The 21,587-nt window shown below is 49.7% G+C and carries 22 protein-coding genes and 1 riboswitch; of the genes, 13 read left to right on the forward strand and 9 right to left on the reverse strand.

Features of this window, described 5'->3' with window-relative positions:
- Together AC9UES_RS01810 and AC9UES_RS01815 are read left to right on the forward strand one after the other, a co-directional pair.
- On the forward strand, positions 1-684 hold a 684-nt coding region (locus tag AC9UES_RS01810; protein WP_509526173.1), incomplete at its 5' end, for a purine-nucleoside phosphorylase.
- Complete coding sequence (locus tag AC9UES_RS01815) at positions 681-2,309, forward strand: phospho-sugar mutase (protein WP_509526174.1); 1,629 nt, start codon at positions 681-683, stop codon at positions 2,307-2,309. The genes AC9UES_RS01810 and AC9UES_RS01815, both read left to right, overlap by 4 nt.
- Here AC9UES_RS01815 and AC9UES_RS01820 read toward each other — a convergent pair.
- From AC9UES_RS01820 to AC9UES_RS01860, 9 genes are all read right to left on the reverse strand, one after another.
- Positions 2,306-2,968: a pyridoxamine 5'-phosphate oxidase family protein gene (locus AC9UES_RS01820; RefSeq protein WP_509526175.1), complete on the reverse strand. Its 663-nt coding sequence runs from the start codon at positions 2,966-2,968 to the stop codon at positions 2,306-2,308. The genes AC9UES_RS01815 and AC9UES_RS01820 overlap by 4 nt on opposite strands.
- A gap of 42 nt (positions 2,969-3,010) precedes the next feature.
- Positions 3,011-4,096, reverse strand: a complete 1,086-nt coding sequence (locus AC9UES_RS01825; RefSeq protein WP_509526176.1) for an adenosine deaminase — start codon at positions 4,094-4,096, stop codon at positions 3,011-3,013.
- Positions 4,097-4,120: 24 nt separating this feature from the next.
- Positions 4,121-5,404 (reverse strand): thymidine phosphorylase, encoded by a 1,284-nt coding sequence (locus AC9UES_RS01830; RefSeq protein WP_509526178.1) that lies wholly within the window; start codon positions 5,402-5,404, stop codon positions 4,121-4,123.
- Positions 5,401-5,796, reverse strand: a complete 396-nt coding sequence (locus tag AC9UES_RS01835) for a cytidine deaminase (protein WP_509526181.1) — start codon at positions 5,794-5,796, stop codon at positions 5,401-5,403. Before AC9UES_RS01835 ends, AC9UES_RS01830 begins: the two co-directional genes overlap by 4 nt.
- Positions 5,797-5,799: 3 nt before the next feature.
- Positions 5,800-7,053: an ABC transporter permease gene (locus tag AC9UES_RS01840; protein WP_509526182.1), complete on the reverse strand. Its 1,254-nt coding sequence runs from the start codon at positions 7,051-7,053 to the stop codon at positions 5,800-5,802.
- The gene (locus AC9UES_RS01845) at positions 7,053-8,285 is read right to left on the reverse strand and encodes an ABC transporter permease (protein WP_509526184.1); all 1,233 of its coding nucleotides are present in this window, start codon (positions 8,283-8,285) and stop codon (positions 7,053-7,055) included. Before AC9UES_RS01845 ends, AC9UES_RS01840 begins: the two co-directional genes overlap by 1 nt.
- The gene (locus AC9UES_RS01850; RefSeq protein ID WP_509526186.1) at positions 8,282-9,787 is read right to left on the reverse strand and encodes an ABC transporter ATP-binding protein; all 1,506 of its coding nucleotides are present in this window, start codon (positions 9,785-9,787) and stop codon (positions 8,282-8,284) included. Before AC9UES_RS01850 ends, AC9UES_RS01845 begins: the two co-directional genes overlap by 4 nt.
- A 110-nt stretch (positions 9,788-9,897) precedes the next feature.
- Positions 9,898-10,965, reverse strand: coding sequence for a BMP family lipoprotein (locus AC9UES_RS01855; protein WP_509526188.1), 1,068 nt, complete (start codon positions 10,963-10,965; stop codon positions 9,898-9,900).
- Positions 10,966-11,105: 140 nt separating this feature from the next.
- Positions 11,106-12,224, reverse strand: a complete 1,119-nt coding sequence (locus tag AC9UES_RS01860; protein ID WP_509526190.1) for a mannose-1-phosphate guanylyltransferase — start codon at positions 12,222-12,224, stop codon at positions 11,106-11,108.
- Positions 12,225-12,335: 111 nt separating this feature from the next.
- Here AC9UES_RS01860 and sdhC point away from each other — a divergent pair, with 111 nt between their 5' ends.
- From sdhC to ribH, 11 genes are all read left to right on the forward strand, one after another.
- On the forward strand, positions 12,336-12,701 hold the full coding sequence (sdhC, locus tag AC9UES_RS01865) for a succinate dehydrogenase, cytochrome b556 subunit (protein WP_509526193.1): 366 nt from the start codon (positions 12,336-12,338) through the stop codon (positions 12,699-12,701).
- Positions 12,702-12,710: 9 nt separating this feature from the next.
- Entirely contained in the window at positions 12,711-13,154 is a 444-nt protein-coding gene (locus tag AC9UES_RS01870) for a succinate dehydrogenase hydrophobic membrane anchor subunit (protein ID WP_509526195.1), read from the forward strand.
- 11 nt (positions 13,155-13,165) lie between these two features.
- Positions 13,166-14,953, forward strand: coding sequence for a succinate dehydrogenase flavoprotein subunit (gene sdhA, locus AC9UES_RS01875; RefSeq protein WP_509526197.1), 1,788 nt, complete (start codon positions 13,166-13,168; stop codon positions 14,951-14,953).
- Positions 14,953-15,693 carry a succinate dehydrogenase iron-sulfur subunit gene (locus AC9UES_RS01880; protein ID WP_509526200.1) on the forward strand — a complete coding sequence of 247 codons (741 nt, stop codon included), beginning with the start codon at positions 14,953-14,955 and terminating at the stop codon, positions 15,691-15,693. Before sdhA ends, AC9UES_RS01880 begins: the two co-directional genes overlap by 1 nt.
- Positions 15,693-16,124 carry a Rieske (2Fe-2S) protein gene (locus AC9UES_RS01885; RefSeq protein WP_509526203.1) on the forward strand — a complete coding sequence of 144 codons (432 nt, stop codon included), beginning with the start codon at positions 15,693-15,695 and terminating at the stop codon, positions 16,122-16,124. Before AC9UES_RS01880 ends, AC9UES_RS01885 begins: the two co-directional genes overlap by 1 nt.
- Positions 16,124-16,957, forward strand: a complete 834-nt coding sequence (locus tag AC9UES_RS01890) for an exodeoxyribonuclease III (RefSeq protein WP_509526204.1) — start codon at positions 16,124-16,126, stop codon at positions 16,955-16,957. The genes AC9UES_RS01885 and AC9UES_RS01890 overlap by 1 nt, the downstream gene beginning before the upstream one ends.
- 1 nt (position 16,958) lies before the next feature.
- Complete coding sequence (gene trpS / locus AC9UES_RS01895) at positions 16,959-17,960, forward strand: tryptophan--tRNA ligase (RefSeq protein ID WP_509526206.1); 1,002 nt, start codon at positions 16,959-16,961, stop codon at positions 17,958-17,960.
- Between the two features lie 60 nt (positions 17,961-18,020).
- A riboswitch (FMN riboswitch) is annotated at positions 18,021-18,158 on the forward strand.
- Between the two features lie 92 nt (positions 18,159-18,250).
- Positions 18,251-19,282: a bifunctional diaminohydroxyphosphoribosylaminopyrimidine deaminase/5-amino-6-(5-phosphoribosylamino)uracil reductase RibD gene (gene ribD / locus AC9UES_RS01900; RefSeq protein WP_509526208.1), complete on the forward strand. Its 1,032-nt coding sequence runs from the start codon at positions 18,251-18,253 to the stop codon at positions 19,280-19,282.
- Positions 19,282-19,881, forward strand: coding sequence for a riboflavin synthase (locus AC9UES_RS01905; RefSeq protein ID WP_509526210.1), 600 nt, complete (start codon positions 19,282-19,284; stop codon positions 19,879-19,881). The genes ribD and AC9UES_RS01905 overlap by 1 nt, the downstream gene beginning before the upstream one ends.
- Positions 19,878-21,122, forward strand: a complete 1,245-nt coding sequence (gene ribA / locus AC9UES_RS01910) for a GTP cyclohydrolase II (protein ID WP_509526212.1) — start codon at positions 19,878-19,880, stop codon at positions 21,120-21,122. The genes AC9UES_RS01905 and ribA overlap by 4 nt, the downstream gene beginning before the upstream one ends.
- Positions 21,112-21,576, forward strand: coding sequence for a 6,7-dimethyl-8-ribityllumazine synthase (gene ribH / locus AC9UES_RS01915; RefSeq protein ID WP_509526215.1), 465 nt, complete (start codon positions 21,112-21,114; stop codon positions 21,574-21,576). Before ribA ends, ribH begins: the two co-directional genes overlap by 11 nt.
- The last annotated feature ends 11 nt before the right edge of the window (positions 21,577-21,587 follow it).

The raw sequence follows: 21,587 nt of genomic DNA on the forward strand, positions 1-21,587 counted from the left end.
GACCTTATCGGTGAAGAAGTTGCCAGCGTTCCAGCTAAGGACATCATTGGATTCTCGGCTCCGGTTGTTGAAGGTCACGTTGCCTCCATTCGTTCCATCAAGTTGCCTAGTGGCAAGTACGCCTTGGTTCTTGGAGCAAGAACTCACTTCTATGAAGGTCACGGTGTTCGAAGAGTCGTGCACGGAGTAAGAACCGCAGCTGCTACAGGTGCCAAGACAATGATTTTGACTAACGGTTGCGGCGGAATCAAGGAAACCTGGAAGCCAGGAACACCGGTATTGATTAGCGATCACATCAACCTAACTGCCTCAAGCCCACTCGAGGGGCCAACATTTATTGACCTAACCGATCTTTACTCCAAGAGATTGCGCGAACTAGCAAGAACAGTTGATGCGAGCTTGGACGAGGGTGTTTACGCGCAGTTCACAGGACCGCACTATGAAACACCCGCTGAAGTTCAAATGGTAAAACACATGGGTGGTCACTTAGTTGGTATGTCCACAGCCCTCGAAGCAATTGCAGCTCGTCAAGCTGGAATGGAAATTCTGGGATTCTCACTAATGACCAATCTTGCAGCTGGAATTCAGAAGACTCCCCTATCTCACGCAGAAGTTCTTGAAGCCGGAAGAGAAGCAGAGCCAAGAATTAGCGCTCTGCTTGCAGCAATAATCAAAAAGATATGACCCAGCTAGAAACCCTGATCCAACAAGCACGCAGCTGGATTGCTCAAGATCCCGATGCGGAAACTGTTGCCGAGCTAGAAAAGCTGATATCCGAATCTGATGAGGCTGGGCTATTAGACCGCTTTGGCCAGCGAATTGGCTTTGGAACTGCGGGGCTTAGAGGTTTACTGGGTGCTGGCCCAAACCGGATGAACAGAGTTTTAGTGGCTCAAGCCGCCGCTGGTATCTCGAAGTACCTCAAAGAAAACTTCGATGACCCGAGCGTAGTAATCGGTTACGACGCAAGAAAAAACTCAGACGTTTTTGCCAAGGATTCCGCTCAGATTTTTGCAGGATTTGGAATTCGGGCTTTCTTGTTCCCAGAACTTGCCGCAACCCCACTGGTCGCCTACGCGGTAAGAAATCTAGGGGCATCGGCTGGGGTAATGGTCACCGCCTCACACAACCCGCCGGGTGATAACGGATACAAGGTCTACGACTTCAGCGGATCACAGATTATCTCTCCGGTGGATTTGGAAATTGCAAAACACATCGATGAATTTGCCAAGTCTGGCTCTGTTGCAGCCCTTACGCGTTCTGAATCATTTGTCAAAGTGCCAACAAGCGTTAGATCCGGCTACTTACAGTCCGTAAGCGGACTTTTGAATAAGCACTCAACAAGAAAAGACATCAAGATTGTTTACTCAGCTATGCATGGCGTTGGAGCTAGCTTTATACAGGAGATTTTTAAGCTTTCGGGTTTAGCCGAGCCAGCACAGGTTCTTTCGCAGCAGCAGCCTGATGGCAAGTTTCCAACTGTTTCGTTTCCCAACCCAGAAGAGCCTGGCGCGATGGATCAATCCTTAGCTACGGCAGAAAAACAGCAAGCTGACCTAGTTTTAGTAAATGATCCAGACGCCGATCGTTTAGCCGTTGCATTCAAAAAAGCTGATGGTGGCTACCAGCAGCTAACGGGAGATCAGCTCGGCTTAATTCTCGGCGAAGAAATGGCTTCACGTGCTTCTCGTGAGGGTAGAGCGGGCTCACTAGCTTGCTCGATTGTTTCTAGCTCCGCGTTGAGTAAAGTTGCGGAGCATTACGGTTTTGGTTTCGAGCGGACCCTCACTGGATTCAAATGGGTAAGCCGGGTTCCTAACCTAATCTTTGGTTACGAAGAAGCACTTGGATACTGCGTTGACTGGGGTCAGGTTAGAGACAAAGACGGCCTATCAGCAGCGCTGATTGTTGCCGACATCACCTCCGCGCTGGCGAGTCAGGGCTACACCCTTGGAGACCAGCTGGAGAAACTGATGCAGCGCTACGGTTACTTCGCAACAGGACAGATATCCATGCGAGTAACTGACTTGAATGTGATCGCCGACCTGATGAAAAAACTTCGAACCAATCCCCCGGCGCAAATAGCTGGAGTAGATGCAGTTTTTGAGGATATGAACCAAGGCTCTGATTCGCTGCCTGCAACAGATGCGCTTAGGTTCACGCTGCAAGACGGCAGAACTGTGATTGTTAGACCGTCAGGCACTGAACCGAAGCTCAAGTGCTACTTGCAGGCAGTTTCAGATAACGAAGCGCAGTCCAATGTACTTCTTGCTGATTTAGAAGTAGCTATGAGGAAAGTACTGAACTAGCCCTTTGGGTTAGCTCTGAATTCCTTCACACTTTGTGGAATTGGAAGATTTTGTGATTCCTCGTCAGATGCAATGGGTTCACCCGCAACTAGATGAAGTGGAATAACACCAGACCAAACTCCGGTTCCACTTCCCTCATCGTCGTGAGGCATACCTGTTCGGATCTTCACCGAAGCCTCGGCAAGGGATATTGAGATCAGAGTGGTGGCTGCCAATTCCTTGGTGGTAGATTTTCTGACCTCAAGAGTTCTGCCTGGCACTAAGCCATCGCTTACTTTTTCAAGAAGTTCATTCTTGTCATCTCCGGTGACTTCCTCAGCGGTTCCAAGGATTACTACCGAGCGATAGTTCATGCTCGAATCAAAAGTTGTTCGCGCAAGAACTAGACCATCGAGTTTTGTAACCGTGATGCAAGTTGGTGCACCTTTAGCCAGCTCTCGCATGAACCTGGCTCCAGAAGAACCATGGATGAGGATTCGGTCACCTTCGCGGACGAATGCGTAAGGCAAAACAAAGGGCTGCCCGCTTTCCACATAACCGATGTGGCACAAAATAGTCGAGTCCAAAATCTCATACATCGCATCGCGATCTGAAACAGAGCGCTGCTTGAGACGGTTTATCTCAGTTCTTTGGCTTTCACCGGGATTTGGAAGTGACATTCAACGAGCCTATACCTCTAGTGCATTGCCAAAAAAGTCCCGCTAAGCCTTAGCGAAACCCTCGCTAATCATGTCGATAAGTTCTTCGCGGTCATCAAGTGCTTGGAATGATGCCTCGGCAGCATTTAGCTGGAACTGCTCCAGATCAGCCAAAGAGTAACCAAAAGTACTCATCAGAAGCTCAAGCTCACGAGTGAGTGTGGTTCTAGACATAAGGCGGTTATCGGTGTTGACCGTGACCTTGAAGCCAAGTTCATACAAAATATCGAACGGGTGATCTGACATCGTTTCTCCAAGCATCGAGATAGCGCCGGTTTGCAGGTTCGATGAAGGTGAAAGCTCCAATGCAATTCCTCGATCGTGCACCCATTCGGCAACCTCTCCAAGCACAACTACATCGGTGTCACCTTCTGCGCGAGAGAACATAACATCCTCAATCAGCCTGACACCGTGACCTAGTCGAAGCGCCCTGCCGGAAACAATCGCATCCCGGATACTTGCAACTCCATCGCCTTCTCCAGCGTGAACGGTGATTGGAAATAGTTGCTCCGCAAGGTATTCGAATGCGGCTTTGTGATTTACCGGAAGGAATCCTTTTTCGGGTCCCGCGATGTCAAATCCAACAACGCCGTTGTCGCGGTGACGAACAGCTAACTCCGCAATTTCCATACCGCGATTGTTTTGGCGCATGGCGGTTACAAGCTGTCCGGTTCTAATGAATCCTCCGGCTGCTTCAACTTCAGACATGCCCTGCTCAAGACCATCTTGAACGGCCTCGACTGTTTCATCTAGAGTTAGGCCCTTTGATAGGTGCTGCTCTGGAGCCCAGCGAACTTCACCGTAAATCACACCATCGTCATGCAAATCAAGAACAAACTCTTTTGCCACACGCGAAAGACCTTCGGCGGTTTGCATGACAGCGGTTGTGTGATCAAAAGTTTCTAGGTAGCGCTCTAGTGAACCCGAGTCAGCGGATTCGAAGAACCAATTTCCAAGTTCAGTTGCATCCGTTGCTGGAAGTTTGTGGCCAATCGTGTCTGCCAAATCAATCATGGTCTGTGGTCTTAGGCCACCATCTAGGTGATCATGTAAAGAGATTTTAGGCAGCGCCTTGATGTTTGTGGCCATTGTGGTTATTCCTTGTCAAAGCAACTAGTTAGATATTCGATCAAGTATCAGCTTGCGCGTCACTTGAGCTTGAGCCTCAATTTTATAAGCTTTCGCGATGGTGTCGGCGGCCCGGGCAAAGCGGCCCGGTTCATCGGTATGCAGGGTGTATAGCGGAGCGCCTTTTTTGACTGTGTCGCCAAGTTGAGCATGCAAGGTAACTCCGGCTCCAAACTGAACCGGGTCTTCCTTTCTGGCCCTACCGGCGCCAAGCCTCCAGGAAGCAAGACCAACAGCTAGTGCATCTAGCTCGGAAATAACTCCGTCAGATTCAGCCACCACGGTTTGAGTTTCTTTGGCTACTGGCAACTTGGCGTCTGGATCTCCGCCTTGTGCGCTAATCATCGCGCGCCACTTATCCATCGCGCGACCATCTTTCAAAGCGGCTGCAACATCAACACCTTTTACTCCCGCAAGACTAAGCATCTCGGTAGCCAGAGCAACTGTTATTTCGATAACGTCGGCTGGTCCCCCGCCAGCCAGCACATCAACAGACTCTTCAACTTCAAGTGCGTTGCCTACTTTTAGGCCAAGCGGTGTTGACATGTCAGTTAGTAGCGCTGAGGTTTTCACACCAGCATCTTTTCCGAGCTGAACTAGAACCTCTGCGAGCTCCCTTGCTCTCGCAAAATCTTTCATGAATGCGCCGGAGCCAACCTTCACATCCAAAACAAGAGACCCTGTTCCTTCGGCGATTTTTTTACTCATGATTGAAGAAGCGATAAGTGGAATTGCCTCCACTGTTCCGGTCACATCGCGAAGCGCATAAAGCTTTTTATCTGCAGGAGCTAAGCCCGATCCGGCGGCGCAGATAACTGCACCGACTTCGGCTAACTGCTTCGTCATTTCCTCATTGGATAAGTTTGCTCTCCAGCCAGGGATTGATTCGAGCTTGTCTAGAGTTCCGCCGGTGTGACCTAGTCCTCGACCGGATAGTTGTGGAACTGCAACGCCGAATACCGCAACTAGTGGCGCAAGCGGCAAAGTGATCTTGTCACCAACTCCACCGGTTGAGTGCTTATCGGTTGTTGGAACACCAAGGGATTCAAAATTTAGCCTTTCACCGGATGCAATCATGGCCATCGTTAGATCTTTGATCTCACGACCGTTCATGCCATTTAGCAAGATGGCCATAGCCATAGCTGACATTTGCTCGTCGGCGACAACGCCTGCGGTGTAATTCTCGATTAGCCAATCAATAGCTTCTTTAGAAAGTTCCTGCTTTTCTCGTTTGGAAATAATCAGGTCAACAGCATCAAAAGTGCTCAAGCTCTAGCGTCCAGATCTCTAGGACCAAAGGCGTCTGGAATGACTTCGTCAATTGTCTTGATACCGGAAACAGTTTCTAGCAACATTCCTGGTGCCGAGTGTTCGTAAAGCAGCTGACGACATCTGCCACATGGCATCAAGATGTTGTTGTGCTTGTCGACGCAGTAGAAGGCAACTAGCCTGCCTCCGCCAGTTCTGAAAAGATCGCTAACCATGGAGCACTCCGCACATAAGGTCACACCATACGAAGCGTTCTCGATATTGCAGCCCGAAACGATTCGACCGTCTTCGGTTAGCGCTGCAACTCCAACAGCAAACTTTGAATAAGGCACGTAGGCATTCTGCATGGCTGCAATGGCTTCTTTGCGAAGTAGCTCCCAGTCGATTTGCATCTTCTAACCCTTCACATAAGGAATACCGTCAGCGGCGGGAGGTCTAGATCGACCAACGAATCCGACTACGGCAATCAGTGTTACAAGATAAGGAACCATGGTGATGAAGTTAGTCGGAATTCCTGGGCTAACTTGGTTAGCCCAGATTCTCAAAATAATAGAGAAGCCAAATAGGAGCGCTGCTGCTGTGGCATATCCTGGGTGCCAGCGTCCCAAGATAACAACGGCCAAAGCGATAAATCCTAATCCGCCGGACATTTCACGCCCGAATGATCCTGAGCTACCAACGGTTAGCGCTGCTCCTCCAAGACCGGCCAAAAGCCCGCCAAGGGTTACCCACCAAAATCTAGTCCGAGAGACGTTAATGCCAACTGTGTCTGCAGCTAAAGGGTTCTCTCCCACGGCTCTGGCGCGCAGACCCAATTTGGTCTTGAAAAGCACAAACCACAAAACGATAACTATCGCGATTGCAAGAAACACTGTGATTCGGTTCTGAAACAGAACTGGTCCGATAACGGGAATATCTCCGAGAAACGGAACGTGAATAATCGGAAGAGTACCTGGGCTATTGGTCGCGGACTCATCCTCAGTTACCCACTGCTGGTAAAGGAAGTTTGTTATTCCAATCGCCAGAACGTTTAGAACCACACCGACAATGATTTGCTGGGCCAAAAAGCGCACTGCAAATACTGCCAGCACTGCTGAAAAGAGGGCTGCCGTAACCATAGCGGAGACAATGCCGATTATTTGATTTTCAGTCAGGGTGCTGACCACGGATGCAACAAAAGCCCCAGTTAGCAGCTGACCCTCAATTGCAATGTTCACAACTCCGACTCGCTCACTCATCACTCCGGCCATTGCGCCAAGAATGATTGGGACTGCCAAGACCAAGGCTGATCCCAATATGAAAGCCACTGGAACCACAGAACCTGCGGCAAGCCAGCCCAGAAGTGCTACCAGCGCAATAGCGCCATAGAGCAGTGAAAACCAAATCGATGCTCGTATGTTTCTAGTAACCTGCCATGCAACGAATGCTGTTATGGCAAGCAGGATAATTCCTGCCGCAGTTCCCAAGAGACTGGAAGAGATATCGATGTAAGGCAGCTGAACTGCCTCTCTTACTCCAGTCAGTTCAAATGAAACAATTTCAGATTTACCGAGGATTCCAAAGAAAATAAAAATCACTGCGGCTATGGAGCCCATGACAGTTGGTGTCTTCCAAGATTCGCGAACTTCTTTTTTAGTCTCAGTGGCCATTATTTTCCTCCTCGACTAAAAAACTTAGATCGTAAGGCACTCAGAATCGTCGTAGTCTGCGGTGGCGGAAGACGGAAGATTGCCCTAATCAAAGGCGGGGCAGCAATAAACAAAACAATTGCTCCTTGGACAATGCCGAGCACGTCAGGAGAAATTCCTTCGATCTGAATAGCCGATGATCCGGCTTTGAAGGCACCGAACAATAATCCGGCCAGTAACACACCGGACGCTGTTGATCCACCAAGGAGCGCAACAGTTATGGCATCAAAACCAATACCTGCGTGGGTAGTTGGTGTAACACCACCGGTTGAAGATAAAGCTTGATTAGCGGCGGCTATTCCAACAAAGGCAGCCGATAGACCGAGGGCAAGAATATAAGTTCCCTCGACGTTGATGCCTGAGGTTTTTGCAGCCGATGCATTGAATCCAACTGCTCGGAGCCTAAACCCAATTGTTGATCGCTCCATCAGCCACCAGTAAACAACTACGGCCACAATGGACAAGACAAATCCTAGGTTGAGCGCAAAATTCTCGCCGAGTAGTCCAGGAAGTTTTGCAGTTTCGAAAGCAGGATCAGACTTGGTGTGCCCACCAGCTGTGGCACCTTGCAGCAAGTTGTTATCCAACAGTAAAAAGTTGAAAAAGCTAATGATTATGTAGTTCAACATAATCGTGGTGATTACTTCATTAGCCCCTGTGCGCGCTCTAAGAAAACCTACAAACGCACCCACTATCGCCGAACCAACTATCGCAGCAGCTATTGCAACGATGAAGTGAATAACCGGCGGGAGCTCTAGTCGAGTTGCAACGAAGGTTGCCCAGATTAGACCAGAAACTAGCTGACCGGTACCACCAATGTTGAATAGTCCCACTCGGAAACCAAGACCGATACCAAGTCCAGCCGCGATCAGTGGACCGGCGAGCCTTAGCGTTTCGGTTAGCGGTCTAATGGCACCGTCAAAAGTTGCAGCGCTGGCGTTGTAAATTGAACCCTTAAATAACGCCCCGTAACCTGCGCCAACAACGTCTCCTGCTGCACGCAAGCTAGCTAATGGGTCTGCGAAGAAATAGCCAATGCTCTGGAGAAATTCTTTATTGGAAATAATCATGAAGAACGCGCCAACGGCAAACCCGAGAATCACAGACAGTACGGTTCGCGTAATCCCGCCAGAAAGAATCTCTTTTAGTGCAGCATTCCAGTTGATTGGTTCTTTTTTCACAGTCGTACTCATGCCGCTACACCCGCCATCATTTGGCCAAGCTTTGTTCTATCGGTATTGGCGGCAACAATGCCCACAATTTTGCCTCGATACATCACTGCAATTCGATCGGCAAGCGCCAAAACTTCATCCAGTTCGGTAGAGATAAGAAGCACAGCTTTACCGCTATTTCTTTCTTCAACCAGGCGTTCGTGAATGAATTCTACAGAGCCAACATCAACTCCGCGAGTTGGCTGAGAAACAACCAGCAACTCCACTTCCCTAGAAAGCTCCCTGGCAAGAACAACCTTTTGTTGGTTTCCTCCGGAAAGTTTTCCGGCAGCGCTCTGTGCAGATGTTGTCCTAACATCAAATTCTTTGACTAGTTCATCAGCTATCCGATTTCTGGTAGCGAATGCAATTCCCAATCCCTTTGCAAATGGCTTAGTGAATGAGCCATTTAGCATTAGGTTTTCCGCGATGGAAAACTCTGAGATGAGTCCGTTTTTTTGACGATCTTCTGGGACGTAGCCGACACCTTTTTCAAGAATTGTTCTAACCGACTTTCCGCGAACGCTTGATCCTGAAATTGAAATATCACCAGTGTCAGAGTGCAGAGTTCTAAGGCCCAATATCGCCTCGGCGAGTTCTGTTTGGCCGTTTCCCTGGACGCCCGCGATAGCGAGTATCTCGCCAGCCCGAACTTCAAAACTTACGTGATCGACCGCCCGCTGTTCGCGATCATCCAGAACTGACAGGTCTTGAACATTCAGCACCACTTTGCCAGGCGCGGCAGACTTTTTTTCGACAGTAAGTCCAACATCGCGCCCAACCATCATGCTGGCAAGCTCTTTTGTTTCAGCGGTTGGTTTGGCCTCGCCAACAACCCGGCCCTGGCGAATAACGGTTATCTTGTCGGCCACCGCTTTTACTTCTCGAAGTTTGTGAGTGATGAAGACTATAGACGTTCCCGATTTGGCAAGGCCGCGCATGATTTCCATAAGCTCGTCAGTTTCCTGCGGAGTCAAAACGGCTGTCGGTTCATCAAGCACTAATACTTTTGCGTCGCGAGCCAAAGACTTAATGATTTCAACTCTCTGCTGAACACCTACGGGCAAATCTTCAACCAAAGCGTCAGGGTCAACATCAAATCCAAAGCGGTCTGATATTTTCCGAACCAGCGCCCTTGCGGCGTCAAGGTCTAGAACCCCAAGCTTGTTGGTTGGCTCGTGACCTAGTGCAACATTTTCAGCCACAGTGAAAACTGGGATGAGCATAAAGTGTTGGTGGACCATGCCGATTCCCGCCGCCATTGCGTCTCCGGGGCCTGAGAATTTTGCGACCTTGCCATCCAGGAGGATCTGACCTTCATCTGCTTGATACAGGCCATAGAGCACATTCATAAGGGTTGATTTGCCAGCTCCGTTTTCACCGAGCAAGCTGTGAATTTCTCCAGACTCAACCACCAAGTCAATTGAGTCGTTAGCTACGAGGGCACCAAAGCGCTTGGTGATTCCCTTTAGCTCTAGTCTCATCCAGCACTCCTATGTGCAAATTGTTTTGGTCAGACTTTATTCTGCCACATAAAAAATTGAAGACCGGATGCCCCAAAAGGAGCATCCGGTCTTCAATAGTTATTTAGCTACTAGCCCTTTGGCTTGTAGGTGCCGTCAATGATTCCAGCCTCTAGTTCGACTAGCTTGGCTGCTAGGCCCGAGCTAACCTTTGAAGCGAAGTCACTGAATGCAGTGATTGCAACACCCTTGTTAGCAAGAGTTCCAACGTATGGAGTTGCATCGAATGCAGCACCCTCAACAAGGCTCTTGATTACGTCGAATGTGGCAATTGCCATTCTCTTCTCAATAGATGTGAAGATGTATGGCGCTAGATCTGGGTTACCAGCAGCGATGTCAACGTCAACACCCAACATAACTGCGTCTGGGTTCAACTCATCAATTGCGGACTGAGCAGCAGTGAACTGGTTTCCACCAACTGGCAATAGAACATCTGCACCAGCCTGTAGCTGAGTCTTAGCAATTGCTAGACCTTCTGGGTTGTTTGGAGCGAATCCACCCATGAAGTCTCCGCCGTCTGGGTTAGCTGGATCCCAACCAAGAACAGTAACTTCGGTGTCGTTGTCGGTACCCCACTGCATTGCACCGTAGTAGTAACCGGTCATGAAGTCAGTAACTGAAGGGAAAGGAAGTCCTCCGTAGGTACCAATTGTCTTGGATGTTGAGTAGTCAGCCGAAGCGTAACCTGCTAGGAAGCCTGCCTCAGCAGTTTCGAATAGCAATGGCTTTACGTTGGTGCTCTCAGAACCTGAGTCAACCAAAGCAAAGTTTAGGTCTGGGTTTTCAGCAGAGATCTTGGTGATTGCATCTCCAAGAGCAAATCCAACACCAATGATGATGTCGCAACCTGCGTCAACGCTTGCCTGTAGGTTTGGCTCGAAGTCTTCAGGTGTTGCAGACTCAAGAGCATTGATTGTTACTCCTAGGTCAGCTTCTGCCTGGAGTAGACCTGTGTAAACAGCTTCGTTGAAGGACTTGTCATTCCAGTTTCCTTCGTCAGAAACTGCACATGCAAGAAAATCAACTGCTGCTGCATCTGTAGTTTCTTCTGGTGCAGCTGCGCAACCAGAAAGTACTAGTGCTGAAACAGCAGCTAGCGTAAGTGCCTTAGCAGCACTTGAGCGTGAAAATAGCTTCACTTAGTTCCTCCTATTTGGGTACGAGCCGTGGCGTTCACAACTCGCGGTATGGGACAAGAATAACTGGCAAACAGGCGGTAAATATCCGCAACGCCGAGGCTATATCGTTTCGAGATGAAATTGATACAAATAGAGAGCTTTTAGAGAATCTCGTCATGGCCGGTTGCCTTTAAAGAGTCAACCAAAGCTTTAACCTTTTGGGCGTTTGCCTTATTGGTAACCAAAAGCGCATCCGGGGTGTCCACAATAATTACGTCCTCGAGCCCAATGATCGCAATCATGCGATTGGTCTCGCTGACCAAAATTCCACTCGAGTCATCAGATAAAACCCTCGCTGCGCCCAAGACGGCAAGGTTGTTTTTCCTGCCCTGAGATTGCAATTCGGCGATAGCCGCAAAGTCCCCAACATCATGCCAACTGAACTTTCCAGGGATCAAACCAACGAGTCCTGCCTCGGCGGCTGGTTCGGCAATCGAGTAATCGATTGCGACCTTTTTGAGTCCCGGCCATAGCTTGGCAATAGTGGCATCTTTTTTGTCGGTGTCCCAGGCAGCAGCTAGTTCCAGAATTGCGGCATGAAGCTCAGGCTCGCTCTTGGCAAGCTGACGCAACAATAATGCGGCTGGGGCAATGAACATTCCAGCGTTCCAGAGATACTTGCCTGACTCTACGTATTTTTTGGCTCTTTCAAACTTTGGCTTCTCGACGAATTTTTCGACCTCTAGTGCCGAAGGTGCACCAGCCATCTTGATTGGGTCACCTGATTTGATGTATCCAAAGCCAACCGATGGTTCTGTTGGGGTTATACCTATTACTACGATTCGATCGTGGGCAGCAAGCTCAATGGCCTGGTTCACGGCATCTTGGAATGCCTTGCTGTCTGTGATTACGTGATCAGCGGCGAAGGCTCCGATGATTACATCCGGCTCTCTTTTGGCCAAAATAGCTGCCGCGAGCGCGATGGCTACTGTTGAGTCCTTGGGGCTGGCTTCAATCACTAGGTTCTTAGGGTCAAGCTCTGGAATCTGAGTCATCACGGCCTGCTCGTGAGCCTCGCCTGTGACAATCATGGTTCTGGCAGCTGAGGCTAAAGGTGCTATTCGGTCCCAAGTGTCTTGCAAGAGAGTCTGGCCTGAGCCGGTTAGGTCGTGAAGGAATTTAGGAGCGGAAGCTCTGGAAAGTGGCCAAAGTCTAGATCCAACTCCCCCGGCAGGAATAACTGCGTGGAAGCGATCTTTAGGCTTTCTTGGATTTGCCATAACAAGAAAAACCCTAGCCCACCTTGGGCGCATGAGCATAGCCAAGAATGTTTCGGGGTTAGAATTTAACCCAAAGCCAATCTCGTCTCCAAGGAGCAATACTTGCCAACAATGCCTGCAGGCACTCTATACCGCGGAAAAGTGGGTATGTGGTCCTGGGTGCTGCACCGTATTACCGGTGTTGCCATCTTCTTCTTCCTTTTGGTGCACGTTCTAGATACCGCTTTGGTAAGAGTGGCCCCGGAGGCCTACAACGTAGTAATCGCCACATATCAGACACCTCTTATTGGGGTCGCTGAGCTTGGTTTGGTAGCGGCGATTTTGTACCACGGCTTCAACGGAATTCGAATTGCTCTCATTGACTTCTGGAGCAAGGGTGCCAAGTACCAGAACGTGATGTTCTGGGTTGTCGTTGGCGTCGCGTTTGTCTTGTTTGCAGCTTTTGCCCCCCGTCACTTGATGCACGTATTCGGTTAGGAGGAGATTATGTCAGTAGTTATCGAGATTCCGAATTCTCCTAGGTCCAAAAAACAAGCCAACTGGGAAAAGTATGGCTGGATTTACATGCGTGTTTCTGGCGTTGCCCTAATTGTTCTTATCTTGGTTCACTTGATCTCGAACCTGGTTGTTCCAGAAGGTGGCATCAAAGCAATCAACTTTGCTTTCGTTGCTGGTAAATGGGCCGACCCGTTCTGGCAGTGGTGGGATCTATCAATGCTCTGGCTTGCCATGATCCACGGAACCAACGGCATGAGAACCATCGTCAACGATTACACCGAAAGAGAAGGTGTCCGAAAGACCCTGGTGTTTACTCTTTGGGGTGTTTGTGCCGCGTTAGTTACATTGGGCACTTTAGTTATCTTCACTTTCGACCCATGCCCTATCGGCGCTTCACTAGAGGCGCTGCCATCGTTCTGCCCAGCTCAGTAAGGATTTAGTAATTGCCCGCTAGCGAAACCGCAACAAAGACTCACTTTCACAAGCACGACGTAGTAATCGTTGGAGCTGGTGGCGCAGGAATGCGCGCTGCCATTGAAGCCGGTCCTCACGCTAGCACCGCGGTTATCTCAAAACTTTTCCCTACTCGCTCACACACCGGTGCAGCTCAAGGTGGAATGGCAGCAGCACTTGCCAACGTTGAAGAAGACAGCTGGGAGTGGCACACCTTTGACACCGTAAAAGGTGGCGACTACCTGGTCGATCAAGACGCAGCAGAGATTCTTGCCAAAGAATCGGTTCAGGCAGTTATTGATTTAGAGAACATGGGGCTGCCATTTAATAGAACCCCAGACGGCAAAATCGACCAGCGACGCTTTGGTGGTCACACCAGAGATCACGGAAAAGCCCCGGTTAGAAGATCTTGCTACGCAGCTGACCGCACCGGTCACATGATTTTGCAGACCCTGTACCAAAACTGCGTAAAGCTCGGCATTGAGTTTTTCAACGAGTTCTATGTTCTTGACCTAGTTATGAACGAGGTTGACGGCGTTGAGCGTCCAGCAGCTGTTGTGGCCTACGAGCTAGCTACTGGGGATCTGCACGTGTTCCAGGGTAAGTCGATTGTTTTTGCTACCGGTGGTTTCGGAAAGATCTTCAAGACAACTTCTAATGCTCACACCCTCACTGGTGACGGCGTTGGAATCATATGGCGTAAGGGTCTTCCACTAGAAGACATGGAGTTCTACCAGTTCCACCCAACCGGTCTCGCGGGTCTTGGTATTTTGCTTTCCGAGGCAGCTCGCGGTGAAGGTGCAATCTTGAGAAACGCTTCGGGTGAAAGATTCATGGAGCGTTACGCGCCGACTATTAAGGACCTTGCCCCTCGAGACATGGTCGCAAGAGCTATGGCTAACGAGGTTCGCGAGGGAAGAGGCGCGGGTCCCAACAAGGATTACGTGCTTTTGGACCTAACTCACTTGCCGCCAGAAGTTATCGACGCCAAGCTTCCAGACATTACTGAGTTTGCAAGAACTTATCTAGGTGTTGAGCCTTACACCGAACCGGTTCCAGTTTTCCCAACTGCGCATTACGCTATGGGTGGAATTCCAACCAACGTCAAAACCGAGGTGCTTCGCGACAACGACACTGTGGTGCCAGGTCTTTACGCCGCTGGTGAGTGTGCGTGCGTTTCGGTGCATGGAGCTAACCGACTTGGTACCAACTCGCTGCTGGACATTAACGTTTTCGGTAAGCGCGCTGGAATTTATGCGGTTGAGTACGCCAAGGATGCTGACTTTGTTCCAGTTCCTGAAAATGCGACAGCTCAGGTTGAGATCTTGCTTTCTGTAACAAGAAACTCAACCGGTACCGAGAAGATTGCGGTTCTGAGGAAAGAATTGCAGGAAACCATGGACAAAAACGCCCAGGTTTACCGCACTGAAGATTCTCTCAATGAGGCCCTAGACAAGATAACTGAGCTCAGAAAGCGCTACGAAAACATCGCAGTTCAAGACCGCGGACAGAGATTCAACACTGACCTGCTGGAAGCAATCGAACTAGGTTTCTTGTTCGATCTTGCTGAGGTATTGGTTATGACAGCTCGCGAGCGCCGGGAAAGCCGCGGGGGTCATTTCCGTGAGGATTACGAGACCAGAAACGATGAAGATTTCATGGTTCACTCCATGGCATACAAAACCAAGATTGTTCCAACCAAGCCTGGGGAAGACATCCGGGTTGACTGGAAACCTGTTGTTGTTACCAACTACCCAGCTATGGAGCGTAAGTACTAATGGTCGAGAGCGTTAAAGAAATTGCAGAGATTCCGTCATTCACGGTAACTCTCATGGTTCGCCGCTTTGACCCGGAGACCAGCGAAGAAGCTAAGTGGGTTGACTACGACGTACTTATGTATGGAACCGATCGTGTTCTAGACGCCCTGCACAAGATCAAATGGGAAATAGATGGCTCATTGACTTTCCGTAGATCTTGTGCCCACGGTGTTTGTGGCTCGGATGCCATGCGAATCAACGGTAGAAACCGCTTGGCTTGCAAGACGCTAATCAAGGATCTAGACATTTCTCAGCCGATTTACATTGAGCCAATCAAGGGTCTTGCAGTTGAGAAGGACTTGATTGTCAACATGGAGCCTTTCTACAAGGCCTACCGTGACATCAATCCATTCTTGATTGCTGGAGCCAATCCAGAAAAAGAAAGACTGCAGTCTCCTGAGCAGCGCGCACGCTACGACGACACCACCAAGTGCATTTTGTGTGCCGCCTGTACAACCAGTTGCCCGGTTTTCTGGACCGACGGTCAGTACTTTGGTCCGGCGGCTATCGTCAACGCCCACCGATTCATCTTTGATTCCCGCGATGAAGGTGCCGAGCTAAGGCTCGACATCTTGAACGATAAAGAAGGTGTCTGGCGCTGCCGCACTACTTTTAATTGCACCGAAGCTTGCCCCCGAGGAATTCAGGTGACAAAAGCTATTGCCGAGGTTAAGCAGGCAATTCTGAAGGGTAGACCGTAATGGTTTCCCGTCGCGCAGTGATCGCCTCCGCCGTTGGAGTATCTGCGGTAACTGCTTTGGCGGCTTGCGCTCCGCAGACAACCCGAGAGCCAGGCGCAACTGAATCTGAGTCTCCGGCTGAAAATGCAACGGCTGCGGTAGAGGTCTGCAAGACAACAGATATTCCTGTGGGATCTGGAAAGAAGTTTGATGTTTCTGGAACACCTATTTTGATTACTCACCCCTCGCAGGATGTCTTCCGCGGCTTTAGCGCAGTTTGCTCACACGCAGGATTTGTAATGAGTAGTGTTTCAAATTCGGAGATTGTCTGCGACAACCACGGCGCCGTTTATAACGCGGATGATGGATCCGTCATCAAAGGCCCTGCCCAGCGAGCCTTAGGAAAGATAACTGTCGAAGTTCAAGGTGACGCAGTCTTAGTGAGCTTTTAGTGCCCACCAAGAAACCATTTGAAGTTGCAACAATCAATGTAAACGGTGTGCGCGCAGCATTTCGTAACGGCATGGTTGATTGGCTCAAAAAATCTACCGCCGATGTTCTAGCACTTCAGGAAGTTAGAGCAAGCAGAGCTGATCTTGATGAGCTTTTCGATGAGCACGGTGGCCTTGCTATTAATGGCGGTAAGTGGCACATCCTGCATGATGAAGCTTCTGCCAAGGGAAGAGCCGGTGTCGCTTTAGTCAGCAAAGTGCCAGCAATTGAATCCAAAGTGACTCTTGGCGCTAAGGACTTTGATTCAGCAGGGCGTTGGCTAGAAGGTGTTTTCAAAGTTGGTAGCAAGCAGGTCACGGTTGTAAGTTGTTACGTTCACTCCGGTGAAGTTGATACGCCTAAGCAAGTTGAAAAATACAAGTTTCTAGAAGCAATGCAAGCTCGCATGGCCAAGCTCACCAAAGAGCAAGCATTGGCTTTGGTAGTTGGAGATCTAAACGTTGGTCACACTGAGTTGGATATCAAGAACTGGAAAGGCAACATTAAAAACGCTGGCTTCTTGCCTCAAGAGCGTGCCTACTTCGACACCTTGATGGGCAAGCAGGGCTGGGTTGATATAGGTCGAGCTACCCACCCAAACAAACCTGGCCCATACACCTGGTGGTCCTATCGGGGAAAGGCATTTGACACCGATGCCGGCTGGAGAATTGACTACCACCTAGCAACACCAGCTCTAGCGAAGATGTCTGGAAAGTACAAAGTACACAGGGCTCCAAGTTATGACGCGCGTTGGACTGACCATTCTCCGGTAACTGTGGAATACGCTATCTAAGGTGAGCAAAGCTAATCTTCTAAGCGGCATGCAGCCTTCTGCCGATTCTCTGCACCTAGGAAACTATCTGGGGGCGCTCAATAACTGGGTTGCGATGCAGGAAGAATTCAACGCGTATTACATGATCGCGGACCTGCACGCCATCACGGTCCCCCAAGACCCGAAGCAGCTTCTTGCAAACACCCGGCGAACTGCTGCGCAATATATTGCAGCCGGAATTGACCCTAATAAGTCAACGTTGTTTATTCAGTCACAGGTCCCAGCACACGCACAACTTGCCTGGGTGCTAAATTGCATCACTGGATTTGGCGAGGCTAGCCGCATGACGCAGTTCAAAGACAAGTCTCAAAAAACAGATAGTGACTCGGCCTCAGTTGGCTTGTTCACTTACCCAGTCTTGCAGGCAGCGGACATTTTGCTTTATCAACCAAAAAAGGTTCCTGTTGGTGAGGATCAAAGGCAACACCTTGAGCTAACCAGGGATCTTGCGATGCGATTCAACTCCAGATTCGGCGAGACCTTTACGGTTCCCGAAGCTCACATCCTGAAAGAAACTGCCAAGATTTATGATCTTCAGAACCCAACAGCAAAAATGTCTAAATCCAACGAACCAAAAGGAACCATCAACATCATGGATGAATCCAGCGTGACGGTGAAAAAGATTAAAGGTTCCGTAACCGATGCCGATAGCGAAATTAGATTCGACGCCGAAAACAAAGCAGGGGTTTCAAACCTGCTTGGAATCTATTCAGCCGTATCGGGTAAATCAATCAAGGATTTGGAAGCATCTTTTGCGGGCAAAGGCTATGGGGATCTGAAGTCGGAAGTTGCCGACGCGGTCACCTCTGTAATCGAACCCATTAGGTCTCGAGCTACCGAACTACTTGAAAACACCGACGAGCTAGATCGCCTGTTGACCTCGGGCTCCGCGCGTGCCAACGAACTAGCCGAGGCTACTTTGGCGAGCGTTTACGACAAAATTGGGTTTATTCCTAGGAGTTAGCTGGGAGCCCTAAACATTTTGGGCACGATTCCTAGTTACGTGTAAGGATAGGGACGTAACAACGTTCTTCGGGGTCAGTGAAAATCTGAGCCGGCGGTATAGCCCGCGACCCGAATCAGATCTTGAAAAAGCTCTAATTCGGTTGATTTGGTGAAATTCCAGAGCCGACGGTTAAAGTCCGGATGGGAGAAGAACCTAGGGTTAGTCGTTGGCGTTTTAAAGCCAATTCGGCTGACTCTACTTTCCCATTCCGCTACCCCGAGGTTCTAAATTCGAACAAGGGTAGAAACATGTCCAAGCTAAGCCTCGATGACGCGATGACTCGCGCGCTTGAGCTTGCCCTAAAGGGACCAGTAACGGGAGTAAATCCCCAAGTTGGTGCAGTGATTCTAAATGCTGATGGCGAGCTAATCGGTGAGGGATACCACAAGGGATCTGGAACAGACCATGCCGAAGTTGTTGCCATCAATGCTGCACTCAAGGGCGCCTCAAAACTTCCCCAAGGCTCAACTGCAATTGTGACTTTGGAACCATGCAATCACACCGGTAAAACCGGTCCGTGCGCCAAGGCCTTGATTGAGGCGGGAGTAAGCAAAGTTGTATTTGCTTCTTCCGATCCTGGCGATCAGTCAAGCGGTGGTGCAGAAACTTTGCGCAGCGCAGGCATTGAAGTTGTAGCTGGTTTTCATGCCGATAAAGCGGACCAGCAGTCAAGAGTTTGGCTCAGCGCTGCAAAAAACAAGAGACCGTTTGTTACTTTGAAGTGGGCAAGTAGTGTCGATGGTCGCGCTGCCGCGCAAGATGGATCTAGCAAGTGGATCAGCGGTGAATCCTCTAGGCAAGATGCGCACCAGAGACGATCAGAAGTCGATGCCATTTTGGTTGGAACCGGAACCGCACTAATTGATGACCCTGAACTCACTGCAAGAAAATTAGATGGTTCGCTATTTGAGCAGCAGCCACTGAGAGTTGTCTTAGGTGAACGAGACTTACCTGCAGGGCTTCGAATATTTAACGACGATGCAGAGACGCTTATCCTGAAAACTCAATCAATCCACGGTGCCCTCAGCGAGCTTTACGAAAAAGGTATCAAACACGTTTTTGTTGAAGGTGGGCCAACTCTTGCAAGTCGCTTTGTTCAAATGGATCTGGTGGATGAATTTGTAATTTACCTGGCTCCAAAATTGATTGGCGGCGACAAGCTTGCAATTGGCTCCATAGACGTTCCTTCCATCCAAGACGCGAAAGAGCTTGAGTTTTTGGAGATTAATCCTCTCGGTTCAGATATTCAGATCATCGCTAAACCAGTAGGGAGTGTCTGATGTTTACGGGCATAGTCGAAGAACTTGGAACTATTTCAGGCGTAAGAGATCTAGGCGACAGCATTCGCTTGCAAGTTAGCGGAAACCTAGTGCGATCAGATCTAGCCCAAGGAGAATCTATCTCGGTCAATGGAGCCTGCCTGACCGCCGCCGAATTGACAGCTGATGGCTTTGTTGCCGATGTGATGCTCGAGACATTGAATAGAACCAGCCTTCGCGGTATCACTGTTGGCGACAAGGTGAATCTCGAGCGGGCCATGTCTGGAGCTGGAAGATTCGGAGGTCACGTGGTGCAAGGTCACGTGGATGGAGTTGGAGAGATTATTTCTAGAGAACCAAGTGATAACTGGGAAGTAGTAAAGGTAAGAATTCCAAGTGAGCTAGCTAAGTATGTGGTTCACAAGGGTTCAATTACTTTTGATGGAGTATCGCTAACCGTGAATGACATCTCTGATGACGTTGTTTCACTAAGCCTGATCCCCGAAACTTTGCGCCTAACCACTCTTGGTCAAAAGGGTGTTGGAGCAAAGCTGAACGTCGAGGCAGATATCTTGGCAAAGCACATTGAGAAACTAATAGAGGCAAGGAGTCAGAAATGAATCTGGCAACCATAGAACAAGCACTAGAAACACTCAAGGCTGGAAAGCCAGTGCTGGTAGTAGATCACCGCAATCGTGAGAACGAAGGTGACGCGATCATGGCCGCGCAGTTTGCCTCGCCCGAATGGATCTCCTGGATGGTGAATCACACCTCAGGTTTCCTTTGCGCACCGATGTCAGAGTCCCTCGCTAACAGCTTGGACCTTCCACTGATGACTAACAACAATCAAGATCGCTATCGCACCCAGTACACAGTTTCTGTTGACGCGGCCTCTGGTGTAACAACCGGAATCAGCGCGGCAGATCGGGCGCACACCCTTCGAGTTCTTGCTGATGTCAACTCTCAGCCAGCGCATCTGATTCGTCCAGGTCACGTTATCCCCCTTCGTGCTCACCCAGATGGTGTGTTTGGAAGACCTGGGCACACTGAAGCAACCGTGGACCTTCTAAAACTTGCTGGCCTTACCCCAGTTGGCGTAATTGCCGAGATGGTTTCTGCAGATGGAACCATGATGCGTCTGCCAGAGCTTCAGGAAGTTGGAGCCAAAGAAGGCTTACCCGTTATCAGCATCGAACAGATATTTAGCTACCGCGAACTTGCTAAGCCAATCCCTAGTGATGATTCAGTAAGTCGAATCAGGTTCGAGGCCGAGGCCAAGATGCCAAGCACTCACGGGGCATTCAAGGTCCGTGGCTACTACGACACCAAGACAACCGCTGAGCACGTAGCGATTATTGCGGGTGAGCCAATGCACGAAGACGTGCTGGTGAGAATGCACAGCGAGTGCATTACTGGAGAAGCCTTCGGTTCCAAAAAGTGTGAATGTGGCCCGCAGCTAGATTTCGCTCTGGACAAGATTGCAACCGACCCAAAGGGAGGCGTAGTTATCTACCTTCGTGGTCAAGAAGGTCGCGGAATTGGGCTCTTGAATAAGCTCAAGGCCTACGCCTTGCAAGATGAGGGAATGGACACAGTTGAAGCCAACCTTGCTCTGGGTCTTCCAAGTGAGGCAAGAGAGTACGGCGCAGCGGTTTCGATCCTGGGAGACCTGGGTATAAGAAGCGTGCGACTAATGAGCAATAACCCTGCCAAGATTGAAGCACTCGAGGCTGCTGGAATTGTTGTCAACGAGTTTGTGCCCATTGTTGTGGGTCAGCAAGACGAAAACGTTGAATACATGGAAACCAAGCGCGAAAAGATGGGTCACATGATTCCGGAATTGGATCGAAATGAGCAGTAACGGCGCACCAAAAATCGCCATTGATGCAGCGGGAATAAAGGTTGCAATTGTAGTCACGAGCTGGCACAAAGAAGTTACCTACGGATTACTTTCTGGAGCCCGGCGTGCGCTCCACGCTGCTGGAAACTCAGATTACAAAGTGATTCGAGTGCCGGGTGCATTTGAGCTTCCGCTTGGAGCCCAGATGGCAATCAAAAACGGTGCTGAAGTTGTAATTGCGCTAGGTGTTGTAATTCAGGGTGACACACCACACTTTGACTACGTGTGCGATGCGGCAACTAGTGGTCTTACCCGGGTTCAGTTAGACAGCTCGGTTCCGATTGGTTTTGGGCTGTTGACTGTAGCAAATGAGCAACAGGCTCTTGATAGAGCTGGTCTTCCAGGTTCAAAAGAAGACAAGGGCGCAGAAGCAGTTGAGGCCGCAATCACGATGAAGCGGTTATCCTTTAACTAACGAAGGGTAAA

Origin of the sequence: Rhodoluna sp. (genome assembly GCF_044232805.1) — a bacterium.
Lineage (GTDB): Bacteria > Actinomycetota > Actinomycetes > Actinomycetales > Microbacteriaceae > Rhodoluna.